Origin of the sequence: Paenibacillus sp. FSL k6-2145 (assembly GCF_037976585.1) — a bacterium.
Lineage (GTDB): Bacteria > Bacillota > Bacilli > Paenibacillales > Paenibacillaceae > Paenibacillus.
This window is the reverse complement of sequence record NZ_CP150267.1, coordinates 5,210,408-5,227,786: the sequence shown is the minus strand read 5'-3', so window position 1 is coordinate 5,227,786 and position 17,379 is coordinate 5,210,408. Positions and strand designations below refer to the sequence as shown.

Annotated in this window: 14 protein-coding genes; all 14 read right to left on the bottom strand. The window is 46.5% G+C overall.

All coding sequences use genetic code 11. The features are described 5' to 3' along the window. Positions 1–20: 20 nt before the first annotated feature. Complete coding sequence (locus NZ043_RS23195) at positions 21–1,586, bottom strand: ABC transporter substrate-binding protein (RefSeq protein WP_091030899.1); 1,566 nt, start codon at positions 1,584–1,586, stop codon at positions 21–23. Continuing rightward, on the bottom strand, positions 1,583–2,794 hold the full coding sequence (locus tag NZ043_RS23190; protein WP_339309324.1) for a M20 family metallopeptidase: 1,212 nt from the start codon (positions 2,792–2,794) through the stop codon (positions 1,583–1,585). Before NZ043_RS23190 ends, NZ043_RS23195 begins: the two co-directional genes overlap by 4 nt. Beyond that, positions 2,791–3,543: an FCD domain-containing protein gene (locus NZ043_RS23185; RefSeq protein WP_091030905.1), complete on the bottom strand. Its 753-nt coding sequence runs from the start codon at positions 3,541–3,543 to the stop codon at positions 2,791–2,793. Before NZ043_RS23185 ends, NZ043_RS23190 begins: the two co-directional genes overlap by 4 nt. A 398-nt stretch (positions 3,544–3,941) precedes the next feature. Further along, the gene (locus NZ043_RS23180) at positions 3,942–4,655 is read right to left on the bottom strand and encodes a glycosyltransferase family A protein (RefSeq protein WP_091030906.1); all 714 of its coding nucleotides are present in this window, start codon (positions 4,653–4,655) and stop codon (positions 3,942–3,944) included. Positions 4,656–4,807: 152 nt separating this feature from the next. Next, positions 4,808–5,905 (bottom strand): Gfo/Idh/MocA family oxidoreductase, encoded by a 1,098-nt coding sequence (locus NZ043_RS23175; RefSeq protein ID WP_133384640.1) that lies wholly within the window; start codon positions 5,903–5,905, stop codon positions 4,808–4,810. Positions 5,906–5,917: 12 nt separating this feature from the next. Further along, a complete protein-coding gene (locus NZ043_RS23170; protein WP_240767998.1) occupies positions 5,918–6,841 on the bottom strand; it encodes a helix-turn-helix domain-containing protein in 924 nt (307 codons plus the stop codon). A gap of 24 nt (positions 6,842–6,865) precedes the next feature. Beyond that, positions 6,866–7,870: a Gfo/Idh/MocA family oxidoreductase gene (locus NZ043_RS23165; protein ID WP_091030911.1), complete on the bottom strand. Its 1,005-nt coding sequence runs from the start codon at positions 7,868–7,870 to the stop codon at positions 6,866–6,868. Positions 7,871–8,111: 241 nt separating this feature from the next. Beyond that, positions 8,112–10,904: an alpha-mannosidase gene (locus NZ043_RS23160; RefSeq protein ID WP_339309323.1), complete on the bottom strand. Its 2,793-nt coding sequence runs from the start codon at positions 10,902–10,904 to the stop codon at positions 8,112–8,114. Positions 10,905–10,922: 18 nt separating this feature from the next. Then, positions 10,923–11,747, bottom strand: a complete 825-nt coding sequence (locus NZ043_RS23155; protein WP_339309322.1) for a carbohydrate ABC transporter permease — start codon at positions 11,745–11,747, stop codon at positions 10,923–10,925. 22 nt (positions 11,748–11,769) lie between these two features. Further along, a complete protein-coding gene (locus tag NZ043_RS23150; protein ID WP_091016580.1) occupies positions 11,770–12,636 on the bottom strand; it encodes a sugar ABC transporter permease in 867 nt (288 codons plus the stop codon). A 67-nt stretch (positions 12,637–12,703) separates the two neighbouring features. Beyond that, the gene (locus NZ043_RS23145) at positions 12,704–14,083 is read right to left on the bottom strand and encodes an extracellular solute-binding protein (RefSeq protein ID WP_339309321.1); all 1,380 of its coding nucleotides are present in this window, start codon (positions 14,081–14,083) and stop codon (positions 12,704–12,706) included. Between the two features lie 96 nt (positions 14,084–14,179). Further along, positions 14,180–15,481 (bottom strand): glycoside hydrolase family 125 protein, encoded by a 1,302-nt coding sequence (locus NZ043_RS23140; protein ID WP_339309320.1) that lies wholly within the window; start codon positions 15,479–15,481, stop codon positions 14,180–14,182. Between the two features lie 224 nt (positions 15,482–15,705). Beyond that, positions 15,706–16,878, bottom strand: a complete 1,173-nt coding sequence (locus tag NZ043_RS23135; RefSeq protein WP_339312842.1) for a GntR family transcriptional regulator — start codon at positions 16,876–16,878, stop codon at positions 15,706–15,708. A gap of 154 nt (positions 16,879–17,032) precedes the next feature. After that, complete coding sequence (locus tag NZ043_RS23130) at positions 17,033–17,215, bottom strand: sporulation protein Cse60 (RefSeq protein WP_133384634.1); 183 nt, start codon at positions 17,213–17,215, stop codon at positions 17,033–17,035. Between the last annotated feature and the right edge of the window lie 164 nt (positions 17,216–17,379).

Sequence of the window (17,379 nt, the reverse complement as noted above, 5' to 3'; positions counted from 1 at the left end):
ACCGGTTGTTATACCCGATGTTACTGTGCAACAGGTGTAATCTCGTCAGCATAGAACATCTCGTCACTGCGCGGCGCGAAGTTCACTTTAGCATTTGTTCCGTAGACACCTTCCATTTGGTACAGATATACGGCTGGGCGTTCTTCAGAGAAGATCTGTTGTACTTGCTGATACTCTTTCTCACGAGACGCAGGGTCCATGTTCACCAATGCAGATTGAAGCAGTTTCTCTACTTCAGGATTGTTGTAATCCGACTCGCCTTTTGCTTCTTCCAGCATATAACGATTGTAGTTGTTCGAAGCATCGAACAAGGAGTTACCAATACCAATCATGAAGATTTCTTTGAATGATTTGGAGCTGTAACGTTCACTGAATGCACTTGCTTCCAGGACATCCAGGTTGATTTTGAATCCGGCTTGTTCCAGCATCGCTGCAACAACTTCAGCCTGTTCTTTGTACTGTGCAGAAACGGAGATGGTCATCTCGGCTTCACCTTCCGCATAGCCAGCTTCTTGCAGCAACTGTTTCGCTTTTTCTTGATCATAAAGTGACGTTTTGTACAATGAAGGATCAGCACCGAAGTTGCCTGGTGTTACGGATGTGCGGGTTACGATACCTGCTCCGCCGGCAATGCTGTCCACAATTCCTTGTTTGTCGATAGCCAGGTCAATGGCTTCACGTACTTTCGGATCAGCCGTGATGCTGCCTTCTGTCTGACGGAAGATCAACTGAAGTACACGCTGGATTGGCGCTTTGACAATCTTTTTATCTGCTTCGCCTTCGATCCGGGCAATGTCCGTGGACGGAATGGAAGACGCCACATCTACACCACCAGCAAGCAATTCGGATACCCGCGTGGAGGCTTCAGGAATAACGCGGAATACCACTTCATTCCATTTTGGTTCACCATCGAAGTAGCTCTCGTTTTTCACAAGTTCCACACGATCATCTTTGGTCCATTTACTGAACTTGTAAGGGCCTGTGCCTACCGGTTGTTTCAGGAAAGCATCGAATCCTTTGTCTGCAATATATTTTGCTGGCAGAATCCCTGCTCCCATTTTGGACAAACGATTCAGGAGCAACGGATCTGGACCATCCGTGATAATATCTACGGTATAGTCATCCACCGCTTTAACTTCTACGATATTTTTAAAATAACTGTTTTGTTTCAGTGTCTCGTCCTTGGCTACGCGCTCCAGCGTGTATTTTACATCTGCTGAAGTGAATGGATCGCCGTTGTGGAAGGTCACACCTTCACGCAGCTTGAATCTCCACGTTGTATCATCAACCTGATCCCATGATGTCGCAAGTCCCGCAACTTTTTTCTGTTCACTGTCATTTTTGATCAGATAATCAAAAACGTTGACCAGAACCGCCTCACTGGAGGTGTTGTTGTTGTTGTGCGGATCGAAACTCTCAATATCTGTTGCAGCAGCAACGGTCAGTGTTGTACTTGCGCTTTCACTGCCCGTTCCTCCTGTTGAGGCATTGTCATTCGTGCTTGTCGATTTTCCTCCGCAAGCGCTGAGTACCATTACGACTGCCAGTAACGTGATCCACAAGCCTGTCCATTGTCTTTTTTTCATTGTGATTGCTCCCCCTCAGAAGTTGTATTCCTTGCCAAAAATTCAAGTGCTACTGCAGACAACATGCCCACACCATAAGGCATCGCTGTCTCATCAAGATCAAACATGGGATGGTGGAGTGGATAGCGAGTACGTTCCTCATCATTCCCAGATCCTAGTCTGAAAAACACACCCGGAATCTGTTCACAATAAAACGCAAAGTCCTCGCCCCCTGTGGAGGGTTTGATATAAGTCCATCCCTTCTCCGCATTAACCTGATCACAAGTCTCTGTTAGCAGGTCAACCATGCCGAGATCATTCACGACAACAGGGTATCCATCGCCGTAGACAACTTCGCATCCTGCTCCAAAAGAATCGCAGACCCCTTTAACAACCTGCTCGATCAAAGCTGGCATCCGCTCACGAATGGCAGGTGAGAGTGTACGAACCGTACCGATCATCTCCACTTCCGGGGCGATGGCTGTTCCCATATAACCTCCGGTGATTTTGCCAATCGTGACTACTGCCGGTTCAAGTGGATCAACCATCCGACTGACGATATTTTGCAATGCGGTGATGACCTGAGCGGATACCGCGATCGCGTCAATGCCCTCATGCGGACGAGCTGCGTGGCCGCCCTTGCCAAACACCTTGATAATCAAGGGATCAGCTGATGCAAAAGCAACGCCCTGACTTACACCCAAGGTTCCCGTGTCCTGTCCAGGTGTCATGTGTAATCCTGCGATGGCATCAACCTTCGGATTCTCCAGAACACCGTCCTGGATCATGGCTCTTGCTCCTGCAAGTCCCTCTTCTGCTGGCTGGAAAATAAATTTGATGTTACCTGATTTCGGTCTTCCAAGGCCAGTAAGCAATTGGGCGGCTCCCATCAGGATGGAGGTGTGAGCGTCATGTCCACACAGATGGGCTTTGCCCTCCACTTGCGAGCGGTATTCCACCGCTTTCTGATCCTGGATTGGCAGAGCATCCATGTCTGCGCGCAAGGCGAAGGTTGGTCCATCGGTCTCTCCGCGAAGCAGGCCTGTAACCCCGGTCTGTCCGACATTGCGAGTAACTTCCAGGCCCAGGCTTTCCAGGTGCTCAGCTACGATAGCGGATGTGCGATGCTCCTCATAGCCGATTTCCGGATGCTGATGTAAATCTCTGCGCCAAGCACTTAACTGGGCTTGTAGTGGCTGAGCCAGCTGTATTAGTTCTGAACGATTCATTCGCTGTCATTCCCTTCATTTTCATCTGATTCAGAAACCAAACGGGCATAGATTGCATCCGCCGAGAATTCGATATGCCTTTTCATCGTCTCCTTAGACTTGATGCTATCATGGGCTTTCAATGCTTCAAGAATCTCCATATGTACACCGTGATTGACGGTACGTATTCTGTCATCATAAGGCATCAAGTCGAGCGCCGGATTAATTTTGGTCCGGATCTGTCTGACGGCTCTCTCGCAGTATGGATTCCCCGAAGCCTTGGCGATGGTCAGATGAAATTTCACATCCAGCGCCCTGAACCATTCCCTTGTACAGTCTGGCTCTATACTTTGTTCCATGTAACCCTCAAGCAGCTCCAGTTCGCCTGCGGTGATCCGCTCAGCAGCGAGAAAAGCTCCCTCCGGCTCGATGATGGTTCGATATTCAAACACCTTCAGCATTTGTGACCAATCCCGTTTAATTTCTTCTCTGGTCCGTTTATGCGAATTGGCTGTCAGAGGCAGTACAAATGTTCCGCCTTTGGCACCCACCCTTTTCTCAATCAAGCCTTTCTCTTCCAATGAAGAGAGTGCCTCGCGAACGGTAATGCGGCTTACGTTAAAAATCTCTGCCAGATCTCGCTCGGCTGGAAGCTGTTCTTCACTCATTAATTCTTTCAAAATAATGGCTTCTTCCAGTTGTTCCCTAATGAATTCACTTACCTTTTTGGTGGATACTTTCTCAAAACGAAATGAAAACGTACTGGACATCTAAACACTCCGATCTGTATATGGTCTAGACCTTATACCATTAATATAATTCCGACTAAACTTATATGCAATACTTTTTTTCAAGTAAATTCATATTTTTTTTCTCACCACCTCCAAATTAAAGCATTTTGGCACAAAAAAGACGCATCTACACGCAGCAGATGCATCTTCCCTTCGTTATTTACACGAGCCACTACGATGACAGAATAACCTTCCGATCGCTGTTATCCCCGGATTTCTTTGAATCCCTTTTTGAAAGGGGTAAATCCGGAGATAGCGTATGCTTCCGATGTAGCTTTCTTTCAGAAAGCTTGTAGGCGAACGCTCCGCTTCTTCAGGTTATTTCTGTCCTCTCCGTTTTGTGTAAATGTTTAGTTTAATATATCTAACTCTGTCCTCTATAACTTTTTATTAGCATAGGGTCTGAAATCCTCTGTAACCGCAAGTTTCTTGCTTCCCTCCAGGTAAAAGCTGTCATCCGCTCTCCAGGTATGACTTTTTTTGTTCTGTCTACGGTGATAGACATAATTGTAAGGAGAGGTCGCGTACGCTTTGAATCCTCTTTTCCTGCATTGTCTCAGGAAGGTTACATCTTCCCCTATTGAACGGTCCGTGAAGCGGACTTTTTTCAAGATTTCTCTTTTAAATAGAATAGTTCCCCCTTGAACAAATTCAACCGGTTTATTTTTTTCAGCCGGAGATCTGACCAACAATGTTTTGGATGCGCCCAAATAAACGAGACACGAATGTTTTCCAACAATATCACTTTTGGTCCGTTTAAGTTCTCTCACCTGCTCTGTTAAATAATACGGCGAATAGTAGTCATCATCATCAAATTTGGCAATCAACGAAAAGCGTGCCCTTGTCATGCCGGCGTTCAGGCTTTGTCCTAATGAAATCCTCTCCGGAATTTGATATACATGAACATTGGCAAGATTTCGAACGCGGTTTTGGTATAATGCCAGATTCATACTGTCATGATTCAGGACAATGATCAGTTCTTTACTTTTATAATGCTGCCGACTGTAATTTTGCAGGATGTTGTCAAAAAATTGCGGCCGATTGGTACATACCACAATGGAAACACCATGACTCGTTTTGTGTTTAGTCAAGACATACCCTCTTTTCAGCTCAGTTTTCTCTCATCATATGTGCCGAAATAGAGTCTGGTATGGACCAATAGCTAGTGATCAAAACACCAAAAACCCTCTGCCCACAAAATAACGGGACAAAGGGTTTGGTAATCTATTGTTTTCTGTCTGTTCTAAGCTTCGTTATTGTTATTCAAATATACAGCCTTGCCTGTGCGAGCAGATTCATAAAGTGCTTCCAGGATTTGAGATACAACCAGCGCTTGTTTTGGTGTAACGACTGGCTCCTGATCGTTCTCAATCGCTTCAATCCACTTTCTCATCTCCACATCCGGTGCGCTCTCGCTCTTACCATCGTAGAAAGCTACCCCGCCTGCACTCAGTTCAATCTCATTGGTATATAGACGGCTGAATTTCTCGCCATTGATGCGCAGTCCGTTCTTCATATCCGCACCCGCTTCGCTGCCGCTCAAGCTACATTTCGCTTCATCCACGTCTAGTGAGTTCAGTGCCCAACTGGATTCCAGCATGATCGTTGCCCCATTCTCCATCACAATCATGCCAAAGGCCGAGTCTTCGACGGAGAATTGTTTCGGGTCCCATGGGCCCCAGGCATTGGCCGCATTTTCACGTTGTGAAAGCTCATGATAAGTCGTGCCCAGCACAACCTTTGGTTGATAGTTATCCATCATCCAGAGTGTCAGATCAAGTGCGTGCGTACCAATATCAATCAGTGGACCGCCACCTTGTTTCTCCTCATCCAAGAAAACACCCCATGTCGGTACTGCTCTACGTCTAATCGCATGTGCTTTGGCAAAATAAATATTACCCAGATCACCAGCTTCGCACACCTTCTTCAAATACTGACTGTCTTCTCTGAAACGGTTGTTGTATCCGATGGTCAATTTCTTGCCGGTACGCTCCGCCGCTTCCAGCATGAGCTGTGCTTCAGCAGATGTCTTCGCCATTGGCTTCTCACACATGACATGTTTGCCTGCTTCCAGGGCAGCAATGGAAATCTCGGCATGAGAAATATTCGGCGTAAGCACATGCACAATATCCAAAGACTCATCCTTGAGCAATTCCTGATAATCCGTGTAGACTTCGGCTTCAGTAGTGCCATATTTCTGTTTGGCTTCATCCGCACGTTCCTGAACGATATCACAGAAAGCCACCAGTTCAACATTATCTAATTTACTCAGACTCGGCAGATGTTTGCCATTCGCGATTCCACCACAGCCAATAATTCCGATACGATATACTTTACTCATATATATTCACCCTCACTTAAGTATTGGTTGTTTCATTTTACGAAAAGCCGACGGGGTCATCCCCAGACGTTTGCGAAATACAGCATGCAAATAGTTGGCATTATTGAATCCTGAAGCAAGAGCGATCTGTTCAATGGATACGTTACTTTCTTCCAGATTGCGGCACACGGCGCGCAGACGAATATCCTCCAGCACACGGCTGAACGGCATCTCCGGCTGTACTTGGTAGAAGATTCGCTGCAATTGTCTGCTGCTGATATGAAGTTTCTCTGCTACATGTTCCAGCGTGACCACTGTAGGGTGATTCGCCTCCATATATTGCACTGCATACTCATAACGATACACCGACATATCCCGCACAGGGGCTTCTGGTCGATTCCCCCCGGTGTCGTATGCTCGCACGGTTTTGAGTAATATGCTGATAACCAGTTGCTTGATCGACGTATAATAACCTAACAATTTCTGATCACATGCCTCATAGGCTTCCAAAAAACAATGCATCGCCCGATGATAATCATTCACCGGAGTAAGCGGAAGCGTTCTCAGCTTTTCAATCGTTTCCTCGGATTCTGCTGCTTCCCAGGGATCGACATGTTCTCTTGGCTTGTGAACGATATCCACATGAAGACATAATTCATCCATGTCCTCTTTGGCATCCGCCTCCTGATAATGAACGACACCCGGTCCAGTCAAATACAGCATTCCTTCAGAGAGAGCATGTGTCTGATCATCGAGTATAACTTTGCCTTTACCTCTCGGGATAAAATGAAACTCAAACTCCGCATGATTATGGAAATCCACAACTCGGCCCGCTGGAAAAGAAGTCAGATGAAATCGCATCACGCGAATCTCATAATGTCCCCAAACCATTAGAATATCCAGTCTCTCCAGGAGATCCTGCCGTTCAAGCATTTTCTCATAAGGATACAGGCTCAAGATTGCATACCTCCTTAATAAAACCTAACCCTTCAACTCATTGAGAGCTATTCTACGTTCTTCCTTAGCAGAGAGATTCGCAGCTTCCATCAAACGGGTCAGCTCCATAGCGATCTGCACGTTTTCAGTTGCATCCGTATCATTCTGTATATGTGCAACCCACTGATTGAATGCGCTTTCTCTTTTGTCTGCCAAAGGAAGTTCAGTCCAGTCATTATATTTCCCCTGTGCTGCTTTTGTACGAATCAATAACTTGTCATCAGGTGTTCCATACAGAAGTGTACCTTCCGTACCATGAACCTCAATCGTAAACGGAGAATGGCTGTTCACAAAACCAGCTTCAACAACGCCAACTGCTCCGGAATCCGTAAACAAGGTTGCAACTGCATTATCTTCCACTTCTTTGCCTGTAATGTATCCGAAGTTCGCATTAACCGCTGTTACTTCCTGACCCAAAAACAGTTTGGCCAGATACATTGGATGGCAGCCCAGATCAATCAGTGCACCGCCCTGACAATCCTTCAGATCATAGAAGTGTTCAGGCAACCAGTTCGAGATCGCTCCATCATGCGATAAACGCGCTCTAACATACGTCACTTTGCCAAGTAATCCTTGGTCAAGTACATCCTGAATGGTTAGTGTGTATCCTGCATTCAGACGTGGTAAGGAAACTGTCATCTTGACCTTGTTTGCCTTCACCTCATCAAGGATTCTGTTGGATCCTGCCTGTGTCGACGCAATAACCTTCTCCGTGAAGATATGTTTACCTGCTTTTGCAGCAGCGGTGATCACTTCTTCATGGATGCGGGTTGGCGCATCTACAATAACGGCATCGATGTCATCCTTGGCCAGCATATCTTCAAGCGAAGCATAGAATGGTACGTTTAAGCGTTCAGCCGCTTCCTGCCCCCGCTTGGCATCTTCATCCCACACAGCGGCGATGACTGTATCCTCATGTTCCTGTGCCTGCTTGATGTAATCCCATGCGTGTACATGCCACAAGCTAATTTTTCCAATTCGAATGGTCAATGTGTCTTACCTCCATACTATATAATATTCTGACATTTATCTATAAGTTATCACAGACTTAATCTATTTTTAATAGAAACTCACGACAATAAATGTATAAAATTGCGACATGAATTGTTATTAGATATTTATGCAACATCACGCTTTGGTGTAGGTGCACATAACGGAGCACATGACAAAACCTCCTGTCCACACTAACGTGAACAGGAGGTTTCTATTATTATCATATTCAATAATCAACTCAACGTAACGCATAACCTTGTGTAACAATCTTGTACCCCGATACCGTTTGGCTTTGACCCTGCAACGTGTCCTTAACCCGTTCCAGAACATCGCTCTCATAGACGGAGGCACATTCGAACCCAGTTTGCACGTTCAATTCAACGGGTTCTGAGTTCAGATTATACCAGCGAGCAATCAAATCTCCGGTTTCCTCTGCAATCTTCAATGTGGAGAATGCCAGTGTCGAACTTTGTGCATTCCATGCCAGCCATTGCTTCGAGAGAGGTAGTTCCACCTTCTGCCCATCAGCTCCGGCATGACCTTCCCGCTCAAACGTGCGTGCTAATGCCCCCAGCTGTACAGTCGTCCACGGAATCGGATACACATATGCGGATGCACATGCACCTGACTGCGCAGCATCACCAGCAAATGGAATAATCGCATATTCCACCCGCTGAGGTCCCAGACATTGGGCTTCCGGTGTTTCAAACACACCCCAATCTCCCAGTTCCGAAGAGGCACGTAGCAACGTAACCGCAATCGTACTGCCCTCTTCACGCTGCAAAATCTCGTATTCATTCAGCCCTTTGTTTGCAATCATTAATCCATGGTCACCATCGGTCACATGTACAAACGCTTGCTGATGCTGCGCATTACTCGGATTCACCCATTCTTTGGCCGGTGTATTGGAACGTTTGGTAATTTCAAAAATGGAATCTGCATAATGATCCTCTGTCACCAATCCGGATGGAAAGAGTGCGCGCAGTCGATGATCCTTGGCCTGATTGTTAAAGTCAGACTTTACCTTGACCATATTACTGCCTGCTTCCAATGTATACGTTGTTGTGATCACCAACGGAACGGTGTTCTTAACTCGCTGCGCCTTTCGTTCTGTAAAAGGAACCATTTGGCGTTTCTCCAGTTCGAACAGTTCATCTGCTCCAGCAGGAATATCCCAGTGTAATACACTTTCCATAACTGCCCGATACGGAGACTGCTCCACAATCCGCAGGTCTGCCTTCAGATGCTCCGTGGTCAGCGTTGTCTCTCCATCAGGCTGACGATAGACGTATTCATTGCCGATATCACCGGTATTTTCATATGAATTCAATCCCCTGTATACAGCACCAGAGACCTTATTCTCAATCGTTGCCGTACCATTCTCTTCAACCGTCACCCGCAATTGACCGTTCTCCATCATCATTCCCTGCACCTCGATGACGTCGCTTGTATCGGGCATTTCAGCAATCTCTGTTTGCTCCTGAACGGGAATGAGAGCATATGTCTTATAACCCAGCGAAGGTACATCCACCGCCTGGAAAGTCACTCTAACTTTACGAGCCATATAAGGCTGGCGGAAGCGATCCTTCGGAAGTTCATAGCCGAAATGCGCACCCAGATCCTTGATTTCTGCCGAATACGTGCGTCCATCCGAATCAACCAGCTGATACACTGGCAGTGCATCTTTTTCCACCTTCTGCGCAAGTGCCTGAGGATGAGGACCCTCCGGGAAAAATGCTTTTTCCACATTTAGGTCCATCTCAATGTTTCCATTTCGATCCCACCCACTCGTATTGAACACAGTGAACGGCACCGCTCCCTCTCCCCAAGCTTCAGTCGGTTGCACACGAATGGACTCAGCAATCGCCTGCGCACTTTGGGCAACCAATTTCTCCGCAAGCTGTCTGCTCTTGGCAAAGCGGGTCACCATCTCACGGTGAACCTCATCCACACTGCATCCGCAGATGCTATCATGTGGGTGGTTCTGCATCAGCATCTTCCAGGCATGTGTCAACAGATGGTGCGGATAATCTTTTACCCCGGCTATATGGGCCATCGCGGCCAGAGGTTCAGCTACTTTTTCAAGCAACGTCTGCCCCTGCTGATTCAACTGTTTTAGATAAACCCTTGCGGATGCCGTATTCACCAGTGTTCCCCAACCATCCGTGTGCTGACTGCGAAGCTCACCCTCAATAGTCGCCAGATGCTCAGGGACTTCCTTCGTAACCGCCTCAATGTAATCGTCAAAATTGGAGTGAATAAATTCCACATCAGGATACAAGGCCGCTGCCGTGCGCAAAGCCGCTGGCAGATCCGTCTGGATCGGCTGGTGATCACAACCATTCATGAACAACAGATGTGGGGTCGAGGCAAACTTCTCGGCATCCGCCAGATTTTTATCCCAGTAAACTTGGGCTTTCTCTGGATCAACCGGAACTTCCATCCCGTTACAGTACCAATTCGCGAACAAGATGCCGAGTACTTCCGAACCATCCGGCGAACGCCAGATCATCTCGGAATAGGGAGATTCGTAACTTTCTGCATCAACCACCGCATTATTGAAGCCCGTAGGCTTTACCCCGCGCCCAAAGATCGCGTTATGAATGTCCGCCTGTTGCAGAATCTGTGGTGCCTGTCCCATATTTCCAAATGAGTCAGGGAAGTATCCCGTCTTGGAGATCACACCGAATGGACGAGCATCGCGATGACCGATGAGCAGATTACGCAAGTTGGCCTCACTGCTGGTCAGAAACTCATCCTGTAACACATACCATGGGCCAAAATGAATGCGTCCTTCCCGAATATAACGGTCGAGCCTCTCCTGTTGTTCAGGCCGAACCTGCAAATAATCTTCACGAATAATCGTCTGCCCATCCAGATGAAAATAACGATATTCCGGGTCCTGATCAAGCGTGTCCAGTAGTTTATCCATCAGCTCAATGAGCAGTACGTGATGGTGTTCATAAGGCATATACCATTCGCGATCCCAATGGGTATGCGAGATAAGATGTGCCGTCTTTTTGGTTGTCATGTTGCGTACCTCCTGTCATTAACCTTTGGTTGCTCCGCCCATGCTGAATCCCTTGGACATGTACCGCTGAGAGAAAATATACAGCACAACCGAAGGCATTGTATAAAGTAGTGAAAATGCAGCTAATCTGCCGTATTCAACCATACCGTGGCTGCCGAAGAATTGATAAATTGTGACCGATGCCGGAAGTTTCTCCGGTGTCTGGAGCAGAATGTATGGCACGAAGAAGTTGCCCCAACTTCCCGAAAACGTAAATATCGCTATCGTTGCAATACCCGGCAACATCAATGGCGCTACAATTCGTCTCAATCCGCTCCACACGGATGCACCGTCAATCCATGCCGATTCTTCCAGATCAATCGGCACCGAATCCATGAAGTTTTTCATCATCCAGATGCCGTACGGAAGTGAGGATGCAGTCAGGAACAGCATCGTGGCAATGATGCTATTTTGCATTTTGAAGAACAGAAACATCTGAAATACCGGAACCATCACGGCCGTAATCGGAAGAGCTGTCATGAACAGAATGGATAACAAGAAGCTTTTTTTGAATCTCATTTCATAACGGGATAAAGGATACGCAGCAAGAACCGATACCAGAACAACCAATATCGCTTGCCCTCCCGACAGAATCAGGCCTACACCGAATGAACGAAGATTGCTCGAATCTCCGAGTACATCCTTGAAATTTTGAATGGTCCAGGTACTGGGCATTTTGATACCCTGTTGCGCGTTCGGGTCAAATGAAGCCAGAATGATCCAGAGCAGCGGCAATAAAAAACAGAGCCCTAGAAAAACTAGAATCCCGTACTGGATTTTGCGTTGAAGCCCATGTTTGACCATAGGGATCGAACCTCCTTCATGGTTACACTTTCACTTTCATGGATCGCATGTAGAACAGGCTGGCGATAATACCAATGAATAACAGAACCAGAGATATGGCTGTGCCGTATCCAAATTGGTAGTTCACAAAGGCCTGGTTGTACATGAAGATCGGCAAGGTTTGTGTCGAAGTACCCGGGCCACCACCGGTCATCGTGTAGATCAATGTGAATACACCCAGAGTCTGTAGGGTGACCAACATCATGTTGGTCACAATGGACCCTTTTACCATTGGAATCGTAATGTGTCTGACAATCTGGAAGCCGGTGGCGCTGTCAATAATGGCAGCTTCTTCGACTTCCTTTGGAATATCATCCAATGCCGATTGATAGACCATCATTGAAAAGGCTGTGCCGTGCCAGATATTCGCAATAATGACACTCACCATAGGGAAACTGAACAACCAGGAGATGGGATTCGCCCCGAACCAGCCGAGAATCTGATTCAATGAACCATTGTCACTGAAAAAGGCCACCATACAGAATGCCACGACAATCTCGGGTGTCACCCAACCGGCAATGACAATGATGCCAATGACCCGGCGGAACGTCACATTTTTCTCCTTCATTAGAAGAGCCAGAATGAACCCAAGCAATACCTGACCAATCACTGCGGAGAAGATGAGAAAGACCAGCGTGCGCCAGACACTAATCCGGAAGTCCGGATCATGGAACATATTAATGAAATTCTGAAATCCGACAAACTCCAAACTCTTGGCTGCCGCCCCGGTCAGAGCCATATTCGTAAAGGCAAAGCAGATCGTCAGAATGATGGGAACAATGAAAAACACAAGTAATAACAGTACGGAAGGCATTAGAAACAGAAATGAGCCTGGTGCTTTCCTTTTCATAAGTCACTCTCCATTCGAACCGGAAAAAGGGGAGATTGTGCCTCCCCCTCCGAATATATCGATATCCTTATTTCTCTTCGATGCTGTCCGCGCCAAGGGAACGGGATACGTTGTCCTTCAACTGCGTAACTCCCTCTTCCGGCGTCAGTTTGCCAGAGGCAATACTCTCAACAATGCTTTGCAATTGTGCGGATACCGCTGCATATTGATCATTCGCTGGACGGAAGTGGGCCACATTCAAGAGTTCCTGTGCTTCTTTGGTATATGGACGATCCGTATACCCTTCAACTTCTGTGGAATCATTACGTGGGCTGAGGCTGCCTTCCGCTACTACGCGTGCAGTCGCATTTTCCTTATTCATCAGAAACTCGATAAATTTCCAAGCTGCTTCCTTGTTCTTCGCTTGTGCAGGAACAGACCAAGCCCAGCCTCCAGACATCGTAGTTGCCCCTGGTTCTTCCCCGTTTTGTGTCGGGAATGGCGCAAAGCCTATTTTCTCTTCGACGTTGGCGATTGGAGCAGCGCCGTTCTCGGCCCATGTTGAACCTGCCCAGCTACCATCTACAGCCATCGCCAGTTTGTCTTGTGGGAACTGTTGCTGGAAAGCAATACTGCCAGCTTGTCCATTCAGTGCAACCTGCATGGTCGGACCTGTTTTATCCGTGTTAAACACTTGATCTATGAATTTGAAGGAATCCAGAAGGCCCGGGCTGTTCACTACCCATTTCTTGCTGGTGTCGTTATACAGCGTATCCGCCGTGCCATAGAGCAGCATTTCCAGCGTTTGCATGGTAACACCCTCACCGTTTGCTTTGCCCACGATCATATTTAGTGGCGTCACACCTGGCAGTTTTTGCTTGATGGTACGTGCTGCTTCGAGTACTTCTGCCCAGCTTGCAGGTTTAAATGGAACTTCGAGGCCCGCCTGTTGGAACAGTTCCTTGTTGTACCAGATTCCGCGTGTATCCGAGGTAGCCGGAACGCCATACACCTTGCCGTCTTCACCTGTAACACCTGCTTTCAGGTTGTCGATGATGTGTTCTTCCCAATCAGACCATCCCTGAACCAGTGTATCCAGCGGCTCCAGATATCCCGCAGCAGCATCGGATTTGATGATGGATGTATCTTCGGCAATGACATCTGGCGCCGTGTCAGGCGACTTCATCTGCAAAACCATTTTGGACGTGTAATCACCTTCACTTGCCAATACAGGCGCAATGTTGATTTTGATATCCGGATTTTCCTTTTCGAATTGATCCACCAATCCTGATTGGAAGAATTTCGTAAGTGTATCTTCAGATCCTGAAGAACGGAACGATACGGTTACTTCCTTCTTGCCATCACTGGTTGTGCCCGTGCTTGAGCCTCCGCCAGAACAGGCTGTAGTTAAGATGAGCAAGGATGTCATAACTGCTGCTACCGGCATTTTCAATGATATTTTTCTCATGGTTCGCTCTCCTCTTGTCGGAATTCGACGAACTCCGAACGTTATGATGTACTCGCAGGTTCTCTCTTGCTTCCCTATCTATTTCTGTAAGCAATTCTATTTCTGTACGCGGAATCCGCAATAATCCATCATCAGTTCACTAAAGAGCATGTTGGACCATGAAAACCATGGACGTGTATATTCATGTGGATTGTTGGCCGAAAAGCCTTCATGGGTCAGTCCGGTATCCGCATCCGTTTGTTGGATGAGCTGAAGCAATCGTAGTTTTTCATTGCGATCCTCTGTAGTCAGCCCCTGCATCGATAAAGCGATATGCCAGATGTACCCTTCCGGTGTATGCGGACTACCGATTCCAGCAGCTGCTGTTCCCTCATAAAAATACGGATTGTGCGAGGATAGAATGAAACGGCGTGTATTCTGATACACCTCGTCGTTCTCATCCACATATCCGAGATAAGGTAAAGACAGCAGGCTCGGCACATTGGCATCATCCATCAGATTGTGATTGCCTTTCCCATCTGTTTCGTATGCATATATGGTGCCATATTCCGGATGTTCAACGGTGCCATAATCCTGAATACCTTTGTTGATCTGTTGCTCCAACTGCTTAGCAGTCGCTGCCAGCGTTTCATCCTCGAACACCGCTTTAGCAATTTCCTGTAGATATCGAAGCGCAACAACAGCGAACATATTGGATGGAATCAGATAACCATATTCACAACGATCGTCGCTGGGACGGAATCCCGACCAGGTCATGCCTGTATAGACTGTTTCGGTACCTCGTCCATCTCGGCTGAGTGTATCGGTTTCGGGAGCATCCAGACGTTGGAACGTGTAGGGTGATTTCGTCTCATGATGTTGCTCCACTTGCCATAACTGCATGATAATCTTGGCTGCTTTACGGAACGTATCATTGAATTGAGTTGTTCTTCCCGTGTTCTTCCACAAGAGATAACTGAGCTGAATCGGATAAGCCAGAGAGTCGATCTCATACTTCCGTTCCCAGATCCAATCATTCATCTGCGTCAGATCTTCCTGATGTCCTTTCCCACTCTCCTTCTCATTAAAAGCGTTTGCATAAGGGTCCAGGAGAATATAATTCAGTTGACGTTCAACCAGTCCAGCGATCATGTCGGCGATATCTTCATCCTCTGAAGCGAGAACCAGATAAGGTCTGACCTGAGCGGCAGAATCACGTAACCACATGGCAGGGATATCTCCTGTAATCACAAAAGTTGTTCCATCTTCTTTGCGCTGAATTGTGGTCGCCATCGTATTGGTAAAACAGTTTTTGAACATTTGGTTAAGTTCCGGATGGTCCGGCATACGTTTGTTAACCTGATCAACCATGTCGTATATCGAGGGGGAAATTTCTTGATTATTTCTGGGTGTCAGCATGTTGTCCTCCTTATGTAATCCAGTTTGTTAACCGCTTTCATCATCCTAAAACGAATATAATGTTATGTCAATATATTTATTTGTATATTAGCATGTTATTCTCATTTCGTCGCACTAAATAGTATACCAATTAAGTTAATGTTCCCCTTTTTTATCCACAACAAAAAGAGACCTCGTTTCCACGAAGTCCCTCTTTGAACACAATGATTATAAAGCCGCTAAAACTAACCCTTTTGTTTCACCATACTTGTTGATTTACCCTTCACCAAGCGGGCAGGCAAAACAACTCTGTTCACTGCCATTTCGTTGTTCTGCATACTTTGAAGCACCATCTCGAATGCTTGTTTCCCCATATCAAACTGGCTTTGTCGCATGTGTGTTACACGGCTTCCTTCGGCAGCGTTTGGACTGTCAAAACAAATGATGGACATATCTTCCGGGATCTTCAGACCAAGCTGATCGGCCGCCTGTTCTGCAAGTAAAGCAATATGGTACTCCGCAGCAAAGAGTGCAGTAATCTGGGGGTATTTCTGTAAATGTTCCACCAGTGTCTCCACATCACGGACCTCGACTTGAGGATCAAACACACTTGGCAGTGTCGAAAGAAAAGATTCTAACCACAGTTCCCTGTTCACCAGCACTCCTTGATCATGATGAGCCTCAATGATGCCTTCAATTCGTTCTTCAATCGGTGTCGTGTTCGCCGGAGGCTGTGTCAGAAAAGCGATATGTCGGTGACCGAGATCGAACAAATAATTCATCCCTTCTCGCGCCGCGCCTACGTTATCCGTACTTACAGATGAAGCCGGAATACCTTTGAGGTAACGGTCAATCAGGACAAACGGGAATTTGTTAACAACCAGTTTAAGAATTTCATCGCTGAAATATTCACCCTGTGCCGGGAAGATAATCAATCCATCCACTCCCAGTTCCAGCAGTTCCTGAATACTCTGTTCCTCCTGCTCGGGAATCCCGAAGGATCGTCTAAGTACAAGAAAACAATCATGCTCTCGCGAAGCTTCTTCCATACCATACAACAGTTCTGTACCGTACATATCACTGAAGTTAGTAATGACCAGACCAATGAGCAGCTTCTTCTCCGGATCTTTAACCGCAGCACGCGGAGCAGGTCTGTTAGGTCTTTCTTGCAACACATCTGCCGTGTCGGCTACAAAAGAACCTCGTCCCGGCTGACGAACAATTAATTGTTCACTCGCCAGCATCTCAAGCGCTTTTTTAGTTGTAATCCGGCTAACTCCGAATTCATCACATAATTCCTTCTCCGAAGGAACACGTTCACCCACTTGATATTGATGAAGCTGTATCCGTTCGCGCAAGGATTCAAAGATCTGTTCATACATCGGCTTGGATGCCGAATCTTTCCCCAATACAAGCACCTCCATAAATACCCATACTTCTCATGTTCTACATCCTAATATATCATGTTATATCATTAATGTGAAGAAAGGAGACAACTCACCTGCTGTCATGTGAGAGCAAAAGAAAAAGCATCCCAATGGATGCTTCATTTTCTAAAGTTCATTATTAAATTTATTTGGCGTAGATAACCATAGCCGAGTAATGATTTATAACGTAACCTCCGTTAGTAACGGATACTTCAGAATACTTGATATCCACTACATTCACAGTATTGATCCCATTTAAAAATTCATTCATTTCTTTCTCCAACTCTACAGTACTTGTATTTTCAAATATTCTCACTTGTGTTCTCATCGTTCATCTCCCTAACCATCTAATAATGACTTAAGGGATATTATACGTCTTTGATGCATTTAGGTCGCATATCAAACTTCGCTGTGTATCAGGGATAAATGATTTGATAGCCGAGTAATCTTAGGCGTCAGATATGAATTGATACAAAAAGAAGCCGATAAACC

Bases quoted from the DNA above. Each gene is read 5' to 3' on its own strand.
- NZ043_RS23145 (WP_339309321.1), bottom strand. From the start codon at position 14,083: ATGAGAAAAATATCATTGAAAATGCCGGTAGCAGCAGTTATGACATCC.
- NZ043_RS23160 (WP_339309323.1), bottom strand. From the start codon at position 10,904: ATGACAACCAAAAAGACGGCACATCTTATCTCGCATACCCATTGGGAT.
- NZ043_RS23140 (WP_339309320.1), bottom strand. From the start codon at position 15,481: ATGCTGACACCCAGAAATAATCAAGAAATTTCCCCCTCGATATACGAC.
- NZ043_RS23175 (WP_133384640.1), bottom strand. From the start codon at position 5,905: ATGAGTAAAGTATATCGTATCGGAATTATTGGCTGTGGTGGAATCGCG.
- NZ043_RS23150 (WP_091016580.1), bottom strand. From the start codon at position 12,636: ATGAAAAGGAAAGCACCAGGCTCATTTCTGTTTCTAATGCCTTCCGTA.
- NZ043_RS23155 (WP_339309322.1), bottom strand. From the start codon at position 11,747: ATGGTCAAACATGGGCTTCAACGCAAAATCCAGTACGGGATTCTAGTT.
- NZ043_RS23190 (WP_339309324.1), bottom strand. From the start codon at position 2,794: ATGAATCGTTCAGAACTAATACAGCTGGCTCAGCCACTACAAGCCCAG.
- NZ043_RS23195 (WP_091030899.1), bottom strand. From the start codon at position 1,586: ATGAAAAAAAGACAATGGACAGGCTTGTGGATCACGTTACTGGCAGTC.
- NZ043_RS23130 (WP_133384634.1), bottom strand. From the start codon at position 17,215: ATGAGAACACAAGTGAGAATATTTGAAAATACAAGTACTGTAGAGTTG.
- NZ043_RS23185 (WP_091030905.1), bottom strand. From the start codon at position 3,543: ATGTCCAGTACGTTTTCATTTCGTTTTGAGAAAGTATCCACCAAAAAG.